The organism is Phytohalomonas tamaricis, from assembly GCF_003012345.1.
Lineage (GTDB): Bacteria > Pseudomonadota > Gammaproteobacteria > Pseudomonadales > Halomonadaceae > Phytohalomonas > Phytohalomonas tamaricis.
The window spans coordinates 570,680-587,834 of the sequence record NZ_PVRV01000024.1 but is presented as its reverse complement, the minus strand read 5'-3'; the positions used below and the strand labels follow the sequence as shown (position 1 = coordinate 587,834).

Annotated in this window: 11 protein-coding genes; all 11 read right to left on the bottom strand. The window is 57.2% G+C overall.

All coding sequences use genetic code 11. The annotated features are described in order from the left end of the window. Window positions 1–13 precede the first annotated feature (13 nt). Entirely contained in the window at window positions 14–2,965 is a 2,952-nt protein-coding gene (locus C3Z11_RS16450; RefSeq protein WP_106479002.1) for a heavy metal translocating P-type ATPase, read from the bottom strand. 8 nt (window positions 2,966–2,973) lie between these two features. Beyond that, window positions 2,974–3,432 carry a MerR family transcriptional regulator gene (locus C3Z11_RS16445; protein WP_106479109.1) on the bottom strand — a complete coding sequence of 153 codons (459 nt, stop codon included), beginning with the start codon at window positions 3,430–3,432 and terminating at the stop codon, window positions 2,974–2,976. 234 nt (window positions 3,433–3,666) lie between these two features. After that, complete coding sequence (locus C3Z11_RS16440; protein ID WP_106479001.1) at window positions 3,667–5,754, bottom strand: M13 family metallopeptidase; 2,088 nt, start codon at window positions 5,752–5,754, stop codon at window positions 3,667–3,669. Window positions 5,755–5,889: 135 nt separating this feature from the next. After that, complete coding sequence (locus tag C3Z11_RS16435; protein ID WP_106479000.1) at window positions 5,890–8,766, bottom strand: TonB-dependent receptor; 2,877 nt, start codon at window positions 8,764–8,766, stop codon at window positions 5,890–5,892. A gap of 141 nt (window positions 8,767–8,907) precedes the next feature. Then, window positions 8,908–9,309, bottom strand: a complete 402-nt coding sequence (locus C3Z11_RS16430; RefSeq protein WP_106478999.1) for an ExbD/TolR family protein — start codon at window positions 9,307–9,309, stop codon at window positions 8,908–8,910. A gap of 41 nt (window positions 9,310–9,350) precedes the next feature. Further along, on the bottom strand, window positions 9,351–10,067 hold the full coding sequence (locus C3Z11_RS16425; protein WP_106478998.1) for a MotA/TolQ/ExbB proton channel family protein: 717 nt from the start codon (window positions 10,065–10,067) through the stop codon (window positions 9,351–9,353). Window positions 10,068–10,112: 45 nt separating this feature from the next. Then, window positions 10,113–10,931: an energy transducer TonB gene (locus C3Z11_RS16420; RefSeq protein ID WP_106478997.1), complete on the bottom strand. Its 819-nt coding sequence runs from the start codon at window positions 10,929–10,931 to the stop codon at window positions 10,113–10,115. A gap of 717 nt (window positions 10,932–11,648) precedes the next feature. Next, window positions 11,649–13,559 (bottom strand): oligoendopeptidase F, encoded by a 1,911-nt coding sequence (gene pepF / locus C3Z11_RS16415; RefSeq protein WP_106478996.1) that lies wholly within the window; start codon window positions 13,557–13,559, stop codon window positions 11,649–11,651. Window positions 13,560–13,628: 69 nt separating this feature from the next. Further along, window positions 13,629–15,236, bottom strand: coding sequence for an ABC transporter ATP-binding protein (locus tag C3Z11_RS16410; RefSeq protein ID WP_106478995.1), 1,608 nt, complete (start codon window positions 15,234–15,236; stop codon window positions 13,629–13,631). A 12-nt stretch (window positions 15,237–15,248) separates the two neighbouring features. Continuing rightward, window positions 15,249–16,190 (bottom strand): ABC transporter permease, encoded by a 942-nt coding sequence (locus C3Z11_RS16405; protein ID WP_106478994.1) that lies wholly within the window; start codon window positions 16,188–16,190, stop codon window positions 15,249–15,251. A 9-nt stretch (window positions 16,191–16,199) separates the two neighbouring features. After that, complete coding sequence (oppB, locus tag C3Z11_RS16400; RefSeq protein WP_106478993.1) at window positions 16,200–17,126, bottom strand: oligopeptide ABC transporter permease OppB; 927 nt, start codon at window positions 17,124–17,126, stop codon at window positions 16,200–16,202. Between the last annotated feature and the right edge of the window lie 29 nt (window positions 17,127–17,155).

Below are 17,155 nucleotides of genomic sequence, written 5' to 3'. Positions count from 1 at the left end.
TTGATGATCAAGGTCATGCGGCCTCCTGCTTTTCATGAGCGGCCCGCGACGGGGTGAACAAACGTAAACGGCTGGCGTTGGTCACCACGGTGACAGAGGAAAGCGACATCGCCAGCGCAGCAATTACCGGCGACAGCAGCATCCCTGTTGCAGGGTAGAGAATGCCGGCGGCGATGGGGATGCCGAGTGCGTTGTAGCCGAAGGCGCCCCAAAGGTTCTGCTTGATGTTGGTTAACGTCGCCAGACTGATCTCGATGGCATCCACGACGCCGTGTAGCGAATTGCGCATCAGCGCGACACCGGCCGACTCGATCGCCACGTCGGTACCGGCGCCGATCGCGAAGCCGACGTCAGCCTGGGCCAGCGCTGGCGCATCATTGATGCCGTCACCGGCCATGCCGACGACTTCGCCACGTGCCTGCAGCGCCTTGATCCTCGTGTGCTTGTCTTCAGGCATCAGCCCGGAAGCGTAGTCGTCGATACCCGCTTCGCGGGCGATAGCCGCAGCGGTTGCCTCGGCGTCACCGGTCAACATCACGATCTTGAGGCCGGCCTCATGCAGGCGGCGAACGGCAGCGACAGTATCGCTGCGCAGTGGGTCGGCAATAGCAAACACGCCGCTCAGTGTCCCGCCAATGGCAAAATACACCACGCTGCGGGCCTGCTGTTCAAAGCCTGCCGCTGTCTCCCGGGCCGTTGAGATATCCACACCCTGTTGTTGCATCAGTGCAGCATTACCCAAGGCCAATGCTTCGCCATGCGCATTTTTAGCGGTCACGCCACGCCCGCTAACGGCTTCGAATGCACTAATGGCTTCAGGCTGTGCGCCATGAGTACGTGCATGTTCACTGAGCGCAGCGGCAAGAGGATGTTCCGAACCTTGTTCGAGAGCGAGCAGTTGACCAAGCACATGCTTGGCATTGTTGCCAAACAGACGGCTGTCAGTCACTTGTGGTTTTCCCTCGGTCAGCGTACCGGTCTTGTCAACGACCAGTGTGGTCAGGCGGCTTGCGGTCTGCAGCGCATCGCCGTTTCTGATCAGCACGCCGTACTCGGCAGCACGGCCAACGCCAATCATGGTAGAGATCGGTGTGGCGAGTCCCAGTGCGCAGGGGCAGGCGATGATCAACACAGTCGTCAGGGCGACCAGCATATGCGTGACGCGTGGCTCTGGGCCGAGGTTGAACCAGATCAGCGCGGCGACAACGGCAAGAATCATTACCGTTGGCACGAAGATCGCCGAGACGCGATCGGCCAGTTGACTGATCGGCGGACGTGAGTTCTGCGCTTCACGGACCTGATCGATAATGCGTGCCAGACGGGTTTCTCCGCCCACGCGGGTAGCACGATAAACCAGCGACCCACGGCCATTGAAGGTGCCGGCGGCGAGCGCATCCCCTGAGCGCTTGGCGACCGGTGCGGGTTCGCCGGTCAGCATGGATTCATCGACAAAGCTCTCGCCACTTTCAATATCACCATCGACCGGCACGCGTTCACCGGGGCGTACGCGCAGTTGCTCGTCCTTGACGACATCATCAATTGAGATATCAACTTCCTGACCGTCACGGATTACGCGGGCGGTCTTGGGCCGCAGGTCCAGCAGCCGCTTGAGCGCCTGTGAAGTGCGCCCGCGTGCGCGCACTTCCAGCGCCTGACCGAAACTGATCAGGCCGACAATCATCAGCGAGGCTTCGAAATAAAGCGCGCGTGCCGCCGCAGGGAACAGCTCGGGCCACAGGCCAACCGCCATCGAGTAGAGCCAGGCAGTGCCGCTGCCAATCGCGATCAATAAGTCCATGTTGGCTTGGTGATGGCGAAAGGCCTTGGCGGCGCTGACAAAGAAGCTGCGCCCGGCAACGATAAGCACGCCCAGCGTGGCGATGCCCACGCCGACCCAGGCCCAGCGCTCTGCACCGGCCAAGACGGGGTGATGAAAGAACATCAGCGCCATCAACAGCAGCCCGGGCACCAGTGCCAGCCAGGTGTTGCGCAGCTTGGTGCGGTACTCATGCGCTTCATTGGCTTCACGCTGCTGCTCGCCGCGATCAACGCTTTCGATTACTTCAGCGCCATAGCCGACCGCTTCGACCGCGCGAACCAACGTATCTGCCGTGACATCGCCGCTGACCTGAGCGGTACGACTGGCAAAGTTGACCTCGGCGCGCTTGACGCCCTCGACGCCGTTCAGCGTCTGCTGAATGGTATTGACGCAACCGGCGCAGGTAATGCCTGATAGCGCCAGCTCGATACGTGCCGATCCCGAACCGGCCGCAGGCAGTGGGGTGGGCTCGGCCGGCCGTTCAGTCACATCTGTGTCTTCAGCGGCCGGTGGGGGCGCGGTGGGTGCTGCATTAGCTTCTGACGGTGGGTAGCCCGCCTCAATCAGCATGGCATCGAGCAGCGAATCGGGTAGATGGCTGGTGACTGTGATGCGTTTGGCCTCGGGATCGCCCTCAATGCGGGCCTGAGGGTCGTAGGCCTGTATGGCGTCGCGGATGCTGGCCACACAGTGCTGACAGGTAATGTCCGACACCTTGCGTTCACGTGTAGTAAACGGCGCGCTTTCCGCACTGAAACCGGCCTCTTTGATGGCGTCGCGCACCGCCTGCGGCGAGAGCTGCGTGGTCACGGCGAGCCATTGATGTTTGGGCTCAGCGCTGACATCCGCGGCTGCATCCATCGCCTCGATCTGACGGCGAATCTTGCGCACGCAGCCCTGGCAACTGACGCCCTGAGTAATGAAATAAAGTGACTCATCATTGATCGGCGTAGCCTCGAAGCCTGCGCTGCGCACTGCAGCGATCACCTCATCGAGACTATGCGTGGTGGTGACATCCGCATGCTGGGTGTCGAGTTCGATGGCGGCATTGTCATCGAGGGCATTGAGTGCGCGCCGGGTTTTATTGACGCAGCCGTTACAGGACAGTCCTTCAAGCGCGAGATGCCAGGTCGTTTGTTCGCTCATGGCGGGCCTCACTTGCTGGGGGTAAGTGCCGGTGCCTTACTGTCGTTCGAACAGCAAGCACTGGGCGTATTCCAATGTTCGATGAGCTGACAGATGGTATGACCATCCGGTGCGCCGTCGGGCATATCGGACCAGGCGTCGAGTGCCTGCTCCATACGCGTGGCAAGGCTTTCCAGCTCAGCGATTTGTCGGCGAATCTCGGGTAAGCGCGTGGCCAGCAGATCGCGCACCAGCGGACAAGGTGAGTCACCGTGATCTGAGTGGGCGAGGATGTTGCAAATCTCTTTTAAGCTGAACCCCAGGGTGCGGGCACGTTGAATGAAGCGCAGCCGACGCAGGGCATTGTCGTCGTAAAGCTGATAGCCGTTGTTGGGATCACGCGAGGCTGAAATAAGCCCCAAACGGGTATAGTGACGTACCGTTTCACTGGTAACGTCGGCGATCTTGGCGAGTTCGCTGACTTTCATGACGGTCATCCCATGGTGTCGTGATAGTGTTATTATAGAACCGTTGTGTAACACCTAGGTCAAACCCATCGCTTATAGAGGCTTTTTAGGGGCATAAAAATGCCCCGGACTAGAAAAGCCGGGGCTCCATGGAGGCCGTAGGTATTAACTTCCTGCGACGAGTCTCCTGTCACGATGAAGCGAGCAGTGCTTTGTAATTGCAGTTCCAAACCTTGTGTTGGTTTTTAACCCTCATTACCAGATGGTAACGCGCTCCTCTGGTGGGAGATAAAGCGCATCGCCTGGCTTGATATAAAAGGCCTTGTACCAGGCGTCCATGTTGCGCACTACGCCATTGGCACGAAATTCTGACGGTGAGTGCGGGTCAGTCTTGACCCGGTTGACCATGGCCTCTTCACGGAACAGCCGACGCCAGACTTGCGCCCAGGCCATGAAAAAGCGCTGATCGCCCGTGAAACCATCAAGCACCGGCGCAGGCTGGCCATTTAGTGAGCGATGATAAGCAGCATAAGCGATATTGAGGCCACCCAGATCACCGATGTTTTCACCCATCGTCAGTTGCGGATCGAGATGGTAACCCGGCACGGGTTCGTACTGGGCATACTGCGCCCCCAACCGATCGGTCAGGGCAGTGAAGTTCTCGATGTCCTTTGGTGTCCACCAGTCACGCAACATGCCATGGCCGTCTGACTTTCGTCCCTGATCATCAAAGCCGTGGCTCATTTCATGGCCGATGACGGCGCCGATGCCACCGTAGTTGACGGCCGGGTCAGCGTTCGGGTCGAAGAAGGGCGGCTGCAAAATCGCGGCGGGAAATACTATTTCGTTGCGCGTGGGTTCGTAGTAGGCATTGACAGTCTGTGGCGTCATGAACCATTCATCACGGTCGATGGGGCTGCCGAGCTTGTCGAGATCGTCCTGCCAGTGCCAGGCGCGCGCGGCCTTGATATCAGCGTAAAGGTGATCAGGCGTCAGGCGCATCCCGTCATAGGTTTCCCACTTATCGGGATAAGCGATCTTGGCATTGAAAGCATCAAGCTTGGCCAGCGCGGCCTGCTTGGTCTCTGGGCTCATCCACGTCACGCTGTTTTCGATGCGGTCACGATAGGCCGCCTTGAGGTTATCCACCAGGGCTTGCATCTGCGCCTTGGCATCGGGCGAGAAATGCAGCATCACATAAAGCTTACCCACGGCTTGCCCCAGATAGGCGTCGAGCAACGCAACGCCGCGCTTCCAGCGTGCGCGCTGTTCAGGCTGACCGGAAAGCGTCTTGCCGTAGAAGTCAAAATGAGCCTGATCGAATTGCTGGGGAAGATAGTCGGCGTTGGCATTAAGCAGCGAGAACGTCAGATAACGCTTCCAGACGCTCAACGGCGTATCGGCAAAAATCTGTGCCAGCGCCTTGATCGCATCGTTTTCCTGCAATACCAGCTTGGACTGGGTGAGCAGGCCGCTGGCTTCCAGGTAGGCTTGCCAAGGGAAGCCCGGCGCATAGGTGGCCAGTTCGGCCGGCGTGGTGGGGTTGTAGGTCAGCGAGCGGTTACGCTGCTTGGCAGGGGCCCACTGCACCTGTGCCATGCGTGTTTCAAGGGCAAGGATCTGATCGGCGCTGGCCTGAGGATTTGAAGCATGAGCGGCCTTGAGTAGCCGGGCGATATAGGCACGGTACGCTTTGCGGATGTTCTGAAAGCGCGGGTCGTCGCTCAGATAGTAATCACGCGTGGGCAATCCCAATGCGGCTTGACCGAGATAGGTGACGTAGCTATCAGTGTCCTTGACATCAATATCGATGTAGGGCTCAGCGATACCGCCAATACCCAGGCCGGGCTGACCCATCAGACGGGCTACGCCGGCCTTATCATTGAGCTGGTCGATGAGGCGCAAATCGGGCTGTATCGGCGCAAGGCCAGCGGCTTCGATGGCGCCTTTGTCCATCCAGGCGCTGTAAAGATCGCCGATGCGACGTTGCGGGCTGTCCAGCGGCGTGGGCGCCCCCGCGAGCTGCTCAAGTATGTCATGGACCTGCTGCTCTGCCTGATCGGCAAGCTCAGTGAAGGCCCCATAGTTGCTCTTGTCAGCGGGAATAGGGGTCGTGGCCAGCCAGTGGCCGTTAACGTAATGGTAGAAATCATCGCCAGGGTTGATGGCGGTGTCTCGTGCGTTTAATTCAACGCCCCAGGCGCCGAGCTGCGCCTGGCCGGTTGAGCTGGCGGCTGATGCTGAAGAGGTTGTCGTGCTTGATGTGGCATCGGCATACAGCGGTGGAGCGGCAATCGTACTTGCCACGGCGGTACAGACGATCAGCCGAAGAAGCGAAGTCATGTTGCAAAGATTCCTGGTAATGGTCAGTCGATGATAAGCATCACACGTATACAGTCTCAATGTATCACTGCCTGAAAGGATAAAAAGCCCCCGCTGTCGGCTAGCGCCAGACGCGGGGGAGCAAGGAGAGTGTGGTTAAAAGGTGTAATTCAGACGAGCGTAGATAGTACGGCCCAGGGCATCAGCATAGCGTGCGTCATAGCCGCTCTGCCCGACTTCGGCCTGGTTGGAGAAGGGCGGATCACGGTCGAACATGTTTTTCATGCCCAACGTGATGCGCGGTCCCTTGAGGAATTGATAGGAGCCCAACACATCCCAGGTGGTGTAGGAAGCAACCTCACTGTGAGTTTCAGTATCGTAGTCGTCGTAGCCGCTCTGGTAGTGATTGACGAGACCGGCCGCCCAGGGGCCATCGGCCCAGCTCATCGTTACGCGATGCTTCCAGCGAAAGATAACGCCTTGGCCCTCCCGATAGTGGCCGACGTTGCTGGTATAGCTGGCATCGGGCGTCTGCTGGTAGTCGTAGCGATCGACATAGGTGCCGGTAAAGCCGAGTGAGAAGAGCCCGATGCTGGTTGGCAGCCGGTAGTTGGCCGAGACATCGACACCGTTGGTCTTGGTCTTGCCGATGTTAGTATTGGGCGAGCGGATATAGTCGATGCTGCCGTCATCGGCGCGCACGATGTAATCGGCGTATTGATCGGCGTGATCGAGGATATAAGATTCCGGCAGAGCGCTGATCATGTTGTCGATTTCGATCCACCAGAAATCGAGGCCGGCCGAGAAGTTGTCCATCGGCTGGAACACAAAGCCGAGTGTCCAGTTCTTGGCTTCTTCCGGCTCCAGATCCTCATTACCGCTATTTTCACTCAGGAACTGGGTATTACAATCGCGGCTGGCGACGCCGCCATTGGCAGGTGTGCCCCCTGGGCACAGTACGGGGTCGCTGAGGCCGCCGGGCGAGTAGGTCTGTGCGGCGGGATCGTAAAGCTCGTAAAGCGTCGGGGCGCGGAAGCCCTCGCTGTAGGAGCCGCGGACCAGGAACTGACGAATCGGCTGATAGCGGAATGAAATTTTAGGATTGGTCGTGTCGCCAACGTCGCTATAGTCGTCATAACGCACCGCGCCGGTAACCTCGAGTCCTTCGATAATCGGCACGTTGATTTCGCTATAGACGCCCTTGACGTCACGGTCCGCGCTGACCGCGGCATCCGGTGACAGGCCGCCGCTGGTGGCGCGTGCAGCAATATCGGCGTCGGTATCCAGGGTAAGACGCTCATGGCGGGCCTCGGCCCCCACCGCAATGGCGGATGATCCCGCGCCGAACCAGTCGCCGATTTCACGACTAAGCTTGCCGTCCCAGGCGTAAACCTGACCTTCCGCCTTCCATACTGTGCCGGTAACTTCGGCGGCTTCAAGCGCGGCCAAGCCTTCTTCCGTGAGAGGGTCGGTCGAGAAGGGGTTGATCAGCCCACTGTTGAAGGCGTCTTCCAGCACGCTGTCGTCGAGATAGCCGCTGCGGTAATCGATATCGGTCGTGCTCTGGTTGTAGGACACGGCGGTATCATAGTTGAAGCCGGAAAAATCCCCGGTGAAATCCAGCACCAGCCGTTTGGAGTCGTTGGTGTTGTAGGTCACACGATTGCCGGCCGGTAATCCGCGCCAGCGTACCGTAACCGGTTGAGTAGGATCGATGCCGACCGTGTCAGGGACGATGCCGTTGCCGGGAAAGAACGGCGTGCCCGGCTGAATCTGGGGATATGCTGAGGTGGGTGAGGGGGCACTGACGGCGATGTTCTTGCTGCGCGCCCACATGTAGGACAGTGAGGCGGTGTGATCTTCTGCCAGTTTGACGCTGGCTCGCGTATACAGCGAGGTCTTCTCGGTCTCCTGAACGACCTGGCCATTGCGAACGTAGTTGTAGGAACAAGTACCGTTGCCGGTGTCGATCAGGCCCTCACTATCACAGCCGCTCGAAGCGAGTGGATTACTGGCCAGGCTGCCTTGGTAATAGTTGGCAGGATAAGAGAACGAGGAGGTTGAGTTGACGCCGTTAGCCGGATCATAGGCTTCGGTAATGCTTTTACGATCGGTGGCATCCAGGTCGTTCTGCTTGCGGTAGGTCAGCGAGCCCATGAAATTGAAGCCATCTTCCTCCAGGTTGCCCTTGCCCCAGGTCGCGCTGATATCGCCATTGTCTCCGCCACCACTATGGGTGGGCGTTTCATAACCGAACTCGATATCGCCGCCGTCGAGATCCTTTTTGGTGATGAAGTTGATAACCCCGCCGATGGCATCGGTGCCATAGATGGCAGAGGCGCCATCACGCAGCACTTCGACCCGCTCGATCGCGCCGAAGGGAATCATGTTCAGATCGACGGCACCGCCATTAAGCGCATTATTGGCAAGGCGGCGCCCGTTGAGCAGCACCAGGGTCTTGTTGGAGCCAATACCCCGCATGTTGGCAAACGAGGCGCCGCCGGTAATGGCTGAACCCGTGCCCAGCCCGGGACCTGCGCTGGTATCGTTGGAGGTTAGCTGACTGACCAGTTCCTCGGTCGAGGTAATACCCTGCTGCTTGAGTTCATCGGCCTGGATGATGGTGACCGGAACGGCCGTTTCGGCATCGGTGCGGGCAATTGCTGAACCGGTAACCTCGACACGCTTGAGGTTGATCGTGGGAGAGTCCGGCGCTGGTGAAGCGACGACGGCGTCTGCGGGTGAAGCTGCTGCGGCAGGTTCGGCAGGCGCGGCAATCCCGCCGGCAGGTGCGATCTCTTCCGCGGCAGGCGCGATGTCGTCACTGCTCTGAGCGGCAGGCGCGATGTAGTCATCATCGGCACTGGATTGGGCGTTTGCCAACGGGGCGAATGTCAGCATCAACAGGCAGGTTGGCGCGAAAGAAGCCTTTCGCCAATCAGGGCGCCTTGTGGGCGCTGCGTCGATGATGGATGCATCGGGACGCGGCCAGCACGATGAACGGCCGGCCCCTTTTGGGGTTGAAGTTGTCATTGTTGTACTGTTCCTTGAAGTTGTCGTTGTTATCTTCGTTATTGCTTTTGTTGCGTCATTTCTTGTTGTCGTTTGTGTACCGCTTATGCCTTTGTCGTGATGTGTCTCCTCTGTTGTGTAGCCACTTGTGGTGTTGGTTGATTAGGGCGTGGTCAGTACGGCAACTTTTTGAATTCCTGATCTTTCCAGCGCCGCCATCGCCTTGGCGACCTGTCCATAATTGACGTCTTCATCGGCCTGTAGCTGTACGGCCTGGTTGGGATCGGCATCGTGGGCATCCTTCAGCTGTTGTTCCATCACTTCCAAGGAGAACTCCTGCTTGCCGATGTAGTAATGGCCATCAGCATCAACACTGACGACCATCGGTTCCTTCTGGTCCGGAGGCGCTACGGCGCCGGTCTTGGGCAGGTTGACGTGTACCGCGTTGGTCATCAGTGGTGCGGTGACAATGAAGACCACCAGCAATACCAGCATGACGTCGACCAGCGGGGTCACGTTCATTTCGCTGAGCACTTCATCATCGTCATGATTTGAAAAGGCCATCTGCATCTCTCCTGGATCACCGTGAGGTGGATATCTCGATATCAGACGCCAACCGGCTGCTGATGGGCGGGCATCTCTCTGCTGTCATTAACGGGCAGCTTGCTTTGGAAAGCGCTCTGCTGGGCCAGGCTATAGAAGTCGTGGGCAAAATCGTCCATCAGCGAGACGGTGAGCTTGAGGCGACGAGTGAAGTAGTTGTAAACCAGCACCGCCGGCACGGCGACAGCGATACCGACACCTGTGGCAATCAAGGCGTGACCAATGGGGCCGGCGACCGTGTCCAAACCCGCTTCACCGGTTTCGCCAATGGTCATCAAGGCTTCCATGATGCCCCAGACAGTGCCGAACAGGCCGATGAACGGCGAGGTGCTACCGATACTGGCCAAGATGGCCAGCCCACCTTCCAGTGACCGGCGCTCACGCTGAATCTGCTGACGAAGGCTGCGCTCCAGCCGGTCGGAGCGGTTTATTTTCTGGGCGAGATCCTGATTGCGCGGTGAAATGTCCCGGCCGGTTACGACATCAAATCCGGCACGGGCGATGGCGGCCATTGAGCCAGGGCGACCATCGCTTACGGATTCGCCTTCTTCCAGACTTTTCGCTTCCCAGAAGGCGCGCTGGAAACGCTTGTTTTCCACTTTATTACGGGTGAACTGCAAACCTTTGATCAGCAATATGCCCCAGGTAACCACTGAGAACAGAACCAAGGCCCAGAGCACTCCGGGAACAATCAGAGCGGTGATGTTATTGCTTACCATGACGAGTCTCCTTGCAAATCAATGTTGTTGTTAGCTCTATTGCCATCAGCGCGGTAGCTTGAAGGCGATGGTCTGGATGGCATATCCCTTGATCGGCGTGCTCCCGCGCATGGCCGGTTTGAAACGCCATTTACGTACGGTTTCAACCGCAGCCTCATCGAGTTCACGATGACCGCTCGACTTGGTGACCTGGACCTGACCCGCACTGCCATCAGGCAATACAAGAATCTGCAGCGTGACATTGCCCTCATAGCCACGCCTTAGCGCAAGCGATGGGTAGCTCGGCGGTGGATTGCCCAGGCTCTGCATCCCGGAAACGGCCGGGGTTACCTTGTTGGACGGTGCCGCCTTGGCGCTGCTTGCCCGCTGCTGAGACGACGGGGCCTGTTTGGTCGGCTGCGGCGCGGGCCGGCTGGGCTTTGGTGCTGGCGTCGGCTTGGGAGCCGGTTTGGGCTCAGGCTTAGGTTCAGGCTTGGGTTTTGGCTTCGGCTCGGGTTTGGGTTCCGGCTTGGGCTCAGGTTTAGGCGGTGGCTCTTTTTCGACCACCTTCTCTTCGGGCGGCTTGACTGCATGTTCATCTACTACCTGAGTCTGCTTGACCTCTGGTATCGGCGGAGGAGGAGGCGGTTCTGGCGCGGGCGGTGGTGCGCTGGTGAGCGTCACCATCACCTCTGAAGCTTCAGACGCTTGCGTAGGCATGGCTTCGGCCATGACGTCCGGCGTGTTGTGCCAGTACCACCACAAAAGCCCGTGCAATAGTGCTGACACGACAATCAGCGTCGAGATCTCAAAGCCGGAAATCGTGCGACGATGTGCCGGCAACCGGGTCGGTGTATCTGAAATTCCCTTGGCGTTATCGTTCATATTGTCTCTTTTGTTGTAACGCTTTTTTTATGATCTTCGTCACGCGGGCTATTCGAGACATTGCCCAAAAGATTTTTCATGACGAGCAACTATTATTTAGCAACAAACATGCCACTTGTTGTACGTTCTAAATACGCCAAATGATTTTGTTTCTATGAAGGGAGGCGGCAGCAATGGTGAGTAAAAGTCGTCATAAATCTATGCATTTTTTAAATGAAAAATAGAAATCTATTTAAATTTAGAATGGCGATATCGATGTGCTATTTAGTTTCTTATAGTCTGGAAATTAAATGAATTAAAAACTTATCTATTATATTTTTTAGAGCTAAAAAAATAACGATAAGTTAGGCTGAATAGACAGTTTATTGTCTATAGCATTGACGGTTTTCATACCGCATGAATGATCGTTATTCTTATTTGAAGGTTTGGCATCTTAAAGATACGCGTGAGTGTCGAATTTAAGTTGTTTATGGGTGGGATTTCATTGCCATGAAGGCCAAGCCGCCGTGGTGATTTTGGGTGGCGATACATTTGGGTGCAAAAATAAAGAGTCAAGACAGTGCTTGCACATTTTGTGTACAAATAAAAAAGGAGCCGTCGGGAATACTTATCGAAACATCTTGCCGCTACGAAAACTTAAATACATCAGAGATAAAAATGCCGCCCGAGGGCGGCAGTGGAGAGCGAAGCATAGGAAATGTTTGGAACGTTATATTCTCATGACTTGTCCAGAATCGCTTCAGCCTGATCCATGAGTGCATTCATGTGATCCATCAGATCATCGTAAGGTTTGGCTGTGGCTAAATCGACACCGGCATTTTTCAACAGGTCATAGCCACTCTCCGCTCCTCCTTGCGAAAGCACATTAAGATAATTGTCTCTCGCCTGCTCTCCACCATGGATTACATGGTCGGCAAAATAATGGGCTGCCGTAATCGATGTCGCATACTGATAAACATAAAAGTTGTAATAGAAATGAGGAATATAGGCCCACTCAATGAAATAGCTGGGATCGATATCGGTAATGCCCTGATCGACGCCGTAATATTTCTTGAGAATATCGCCATATAGTTGGGTCATGCGCTCACCTGAAAGGGGTGTACCCTTTTCGGCTGCTTCATGAATGGCAAGCTCGAACTCGGCGAATTGCGTCTGTCGAAAGAAGGTGCCACGAATCGACTCAAGCGCCTGACCAATATAGAACAGCTTCTCTTGATCATTTTTGGCATGTTTTAGCATGTAGTCGATCAAAAGATCCTCATTGGTTGTTGAAGCCACTTCTGCAGTGAAAATGGAATAATCGGCGGTTTCATACGGCTGAGATTCGCTAGCCAGCATGGAATGAATGCCATGTCCCCATTCATGGGCATAGGTGGAGACATCATCGTAATCGCCGTTATAGTTCAGCAGCACATAGGGATGAACGTCATAGGCCGAGCCGCTCATGTACGCGCCTGAACGCTTGCCTTCACTGGGATAGACGCTGGTCCACGGTGAGTTCGTGGCCTTGTCGAGCAGTTGGGAATAATGGTGGCCTAACGGCTGAGTGGCGGTTCGCGTCAGCGTACGAGCCTCTTCGATAGAAAACGTGCGGTCGCTTTTTACCAGTGGCGGGTAGATATCGTAATAGTGCAGATGATCGACGCCCAGCATACGCTGACGCAGTTTCAGATAACGGTGCAGCTCAGGCAGGTGACGATTGGTGGATTCGATAAGCTGATGATAGACGCTGGTAGGAATATCATTTGCCGCTAAGGCAGACGCCAGCGCACTGTCATAGTGACGCAGGCGTGCTTCGATCACATGACTTTGAACTTCATTGCCGAGTAACGAGCCAAACGTGGTTTCGTACTGTTTCCAGGTGGGCCAGAAGATATCGAAGACCGTTTTCCGAAGCTCTCGGTCCGGTGAGTTACGCCACTTGGCATAGCCTGACTGACTCAGCGTTTCTTTCTTGCCGTCGATCTCAATTGTCGGCCAGGCGATATCCGAATTGGCCAGCAGGGAATATGTCGTACCGGTAGTGGTTACCGGCGATAGTGCGGCGAGGGCCGATTCAGTTTCAGCGGGGAGCGTGTGCGGCGCGGCGCGTATAACGTCTTCAAGAAACCGTTTATGCACAGCCAGCACGGGGCGATCCGCCCACTTGGCCAGCGTATCCTGATCCATGTGGATCAGTTCCGGTCGCACATAACCGATGGCTGCACCGTAATGTGCCATCAGCTGCGTTGCCTTGTTGTCACGCTCCTGATTCTTGGCAACGCGTAGATCTTCATCGGCCTGCAGACTGGCATAGGTACTGAGCCGGACGGCATCCTTTTCGACTGTCTTGATTGAGGTTAGCGCTTCTGCCAAGGCTTCGGGGCTATCCGTCAATTTACCCTTGAAGCGATCAAGTTCGGCAATGCGCTGATTGATCTGTTTGTAGGCCTGCTGCCAAGCCTCAGGCGTGGCGTAAAGATCGGCTAGCTGCCAGTTTGGAGCGACTTTTTCGCCACTGGTCTGCACCTCAGCAAGTGCATGAGATGAGAGCCCGAACTGCACGCCAGAAAGCATGAGTCCGAGCAGTAAGCCGGTCCGTGAGAGCCCCGGCCGGAAACGGGACACGCGAATTAACTCGTTATTCATATTGTTATGTCTCTTGATCGCGGTTGGTTCAGTTAAACACTTTTTAAATCAACACTCTTAAAGCAAACGTCATGCTGCACTTACAGGACTGGTCAAAAACGCAGCCTTCATCAATGCTCGGGTATAAGGTTCCTTGGGGGCAGCAAATATCTCCGCGGCGATGCCGCGCTCGACTACCTGGCCTTCCTTCATGACCAGCACGGTATCGGCCAGGGCGCGCACCACGGATAGATCGTGGCTGATGAACAGGTAGGTGAGATCATACTTGCGCTGCAGATTGCGCAGCAGTTCGATGACCGTGACCTGTACCGAGCGGTCAAGCGCCGAGGTCGGCTCATCGAGCAGCAAGAACTCGGGTTTCAATACCAGGGCGCGGGCAATCGCGATGCGCTGGCGCTGGCCACCGGAAAATTCATGCGGATAGCGATTGCGCATGGCGGGATCGAGAGAGACTTCTGCAAGCGCCTCGGCGACGCGGGCATCACGGTCGCGCCGGGTGAACTCCGGATGATGGACTTTCAATCCTTCACTAATGATCTCGCCAACGGTCAGGCGCGGCGACAGCGAGCCGAACGGGTCCTGGAACACGACCTGCATTTTTGAGCGCAGCGGACGCATGCCATTCTTGTCGAGTTGGGTGATATCGACCTGCTCAAACGTGATATCGCCGGAGCTGTCGAGCAGACGCAGCAGGGCGCGGCCAAAGGTCGATTTGCCTGAGCCCGATTCACCGACGATGCCGATGGTCTGGCCGCGTCGTACGGTCAGGTCGATACCGCGCACCGCCTCGAAGTACTCGCTCTTGCCAAATAGCCGTTTCTTGAGGGCAAAACGGACGTGAACGTCCCTGGCTTCGAGCAGTACAGGCGCGTTCGCGTCACCCATTGCCTTGGTGCCTTGCGGCTCGGCGTCAATCAGCATCTTGGTGTAGTCGTGCTGAGGCGACGTGAACAGCGCCTGCGTTTCACCGGTTTCGACAACTTCGCCGTAGCGCATCACGCAGACGCGGTCGGCGAAATGCTTGACCAGCGTCAGGTCGTGGGTGATGAACAGAATCGCCATGCCATAGCGCTGCTGCAGATCCTTCAGGAGTTCAAGAATCTGTGCCTGAACGGTAACGTCGAGCGCGGTAGTCGGTTCATCGGCAATTAAAAGCTTGGGCTCGCAGGCCAGCGCGATGGCGATCATTACCCGCTGGCGCTGGCCACCGGAAAGCTCGTGCGGGTAGCTGTCGATGCGCCGCTCAGGCTCAGGGATGCCGACCTGATTCAACAGCTCGATCACCTTGCTGCGCGCGGCACTCCCTTTCAGGCCGCGATGCTTGCCCAGCACTTCGGCGATCTGCCGACCAATCCGGTGGAGCGGGTTTAGCGAGGTCATCGGCTCCTGGAAGATCATTGAGATATCGTTGCCACGGATGCGCCGCATCCGCTTGGGCGTGACCTTGAGCAGATCCTCGCCGTCGAAGCGGATGGCGCCTGTGACCTTGGCCAGTTCCGGCAGCAAACGCATCGTCGCGGTCGAGGTGACTGACTTGCCCGAGCCCGATTCACCGACCAGCGCCAGCGTCTCGCCTTCATGAATAGTGAAACTGACCCCCCTGACCGCCGACACCGTGCCGGAGGGCACCTGAAAATCAACGCAGAGGTTGTCGATTTCGAGTAACGCCTTGCTCATTGCTCAGGCTCCTTAGCGTGTTTTCGGATCGAGGGCATCGCGCAGCCCGTCGCCGAGGAAGTTGAGACAGAACAGCGTTACCGCGAGGAACAGCGACGGCACTAGCAGCATCCACGGCGCAGTCTCCATCATGTCCTTGCCTTCCGAGATCAGCACGCCCCAGCTGGTCAGCGGTTCCTGCACACCGAGCCCCAGAAATGACAGAAAGCTTTCAAGCAGGATGACCTTGGGCACGGTCAGCGTGACGTAGACAATGACGGGGCCAAGCGCGTTGGGAATCAGATGGCGAGTGACGATGGTGCTGCCCTTGACGCCCAGGGCGTGCGCGGCCTCGATGAATTCACGCCGCTTCAGGCCCAGGGTCTGACCACGGACGATACGTGCCATGTCGAGCCACTCTACTGCGCCGATTGCAGCGTAGATCAGAAAGATGTTACGCCCGAACACGACCATCAAAAGAATGACCAGAAACATGAACGGCAGCGAATACATGATGTCGACGAAGCGCATCATGGCGTTATCGACGCGTCCACCGACGTAGCCGGAAATTGCGCCGTAAAGCACGCCGATGACCAGTGAAACAACGGTGGCAACCAGCGCCACCGACAGCGATACGCGCCCGCCATAGAGCGTGCGGGTCAACAGGTCGCGGCCGTTGGCGTCGGTGCCCAGCAGATGGCCGCTGGAGAGCGATGGTTCAGCCATGAAGGCTTCCCAGTCGACTTCGTCGAGATCCCAGGGCATGAACCAGGGGCCGGCGACACAGATAATGGCCATCACGATCAGAATGACGAGGCTGGCCATCGCTGCCTTGTTCTGTTTTAGCCGGCGCCAGGCCTCGCGGCCCAGGCTATCGCCGGGTTTGACATCAGGGGCAGCGGGAGGATTGGGCCCGCCTGCGGGGAGGCCCGTTGACCGCTCGTCGCTGCTGTAAGGTGTAGTGTCAGTAGTCATGGCAGCCTGTCAGTCGTCATAGCGAATTTGTGGATCAAGTACGGAGTAGAGCAGGTCGACAATCAGGTTCAGCAGCACAATCAAGGCGCCATAGAACACGACCGTGCCCATGACCAGCGTGTAGTCACGATTCAGGGCACCCTGAACGAAGTAGCGTCCAATCCCCGGGATGCCGAAAATCTGTTCAATGACGACCGAGCCGGTGATGATGCCGGCAATCGCCGGACCCAGGTAGGACACTACCGGCAGCATCGCCGGGCGCATCGCATGCCGCCAGATGACTTCACTTTCGGAAAGCCCTTTGGCACGTGCGGTGCGGATGAAGTGGCTGCTGAGAATTTCAATCATCGATGCGCGCATCATTCTGGCGATGTAGGCAATTTGCTGGATGGATAGCGCAATGACCGGCAGCAGCATGTTCTGCCAGGCCCCGCCGTTCCAGCCACCGGCCGGCAGCCAGGCAAGCAGCACGCCAAATACCAGGGCGAGCAGCGGTGCAATGACGAAGTTGGGCACGGCGATCCCGCCCAGGGCGATGCTCATGACCAGATAATCGATACTGGAATTGCGCTTAAGTGCCGCGATCACCCCCAGCGGCAAGCCAATGGCCAGCGCCAGCAAAATCGCCCAGAAACCCAGCTCCAGACTGACCGGAAAGCCTTGGACAATCAGCTCGGTTACCGAGAAATCCTTGTACTTGAACGAGGGGCCAAAATCGCCTTGTAACAGGTTGCCCATGTAGCGCAGGTACTGCATCGGTAACGGTTCGTCGAGATGGTAGGCCGCCTTGAGGTTGGCCTCGATCTCGGGCGGTAGTTGACGTTCGCCATCAAACGGGCCGCCCGGTGCGACCCGCATCAGGAAAAAGGAGATGGTGATGACGATCAGTAAGGTCGGAATCGCCAGCGCAAGGCGCTTTAACGTATAGCTCAGCATGTGCTGCTGCCTCGGTGCTTAAAATGACG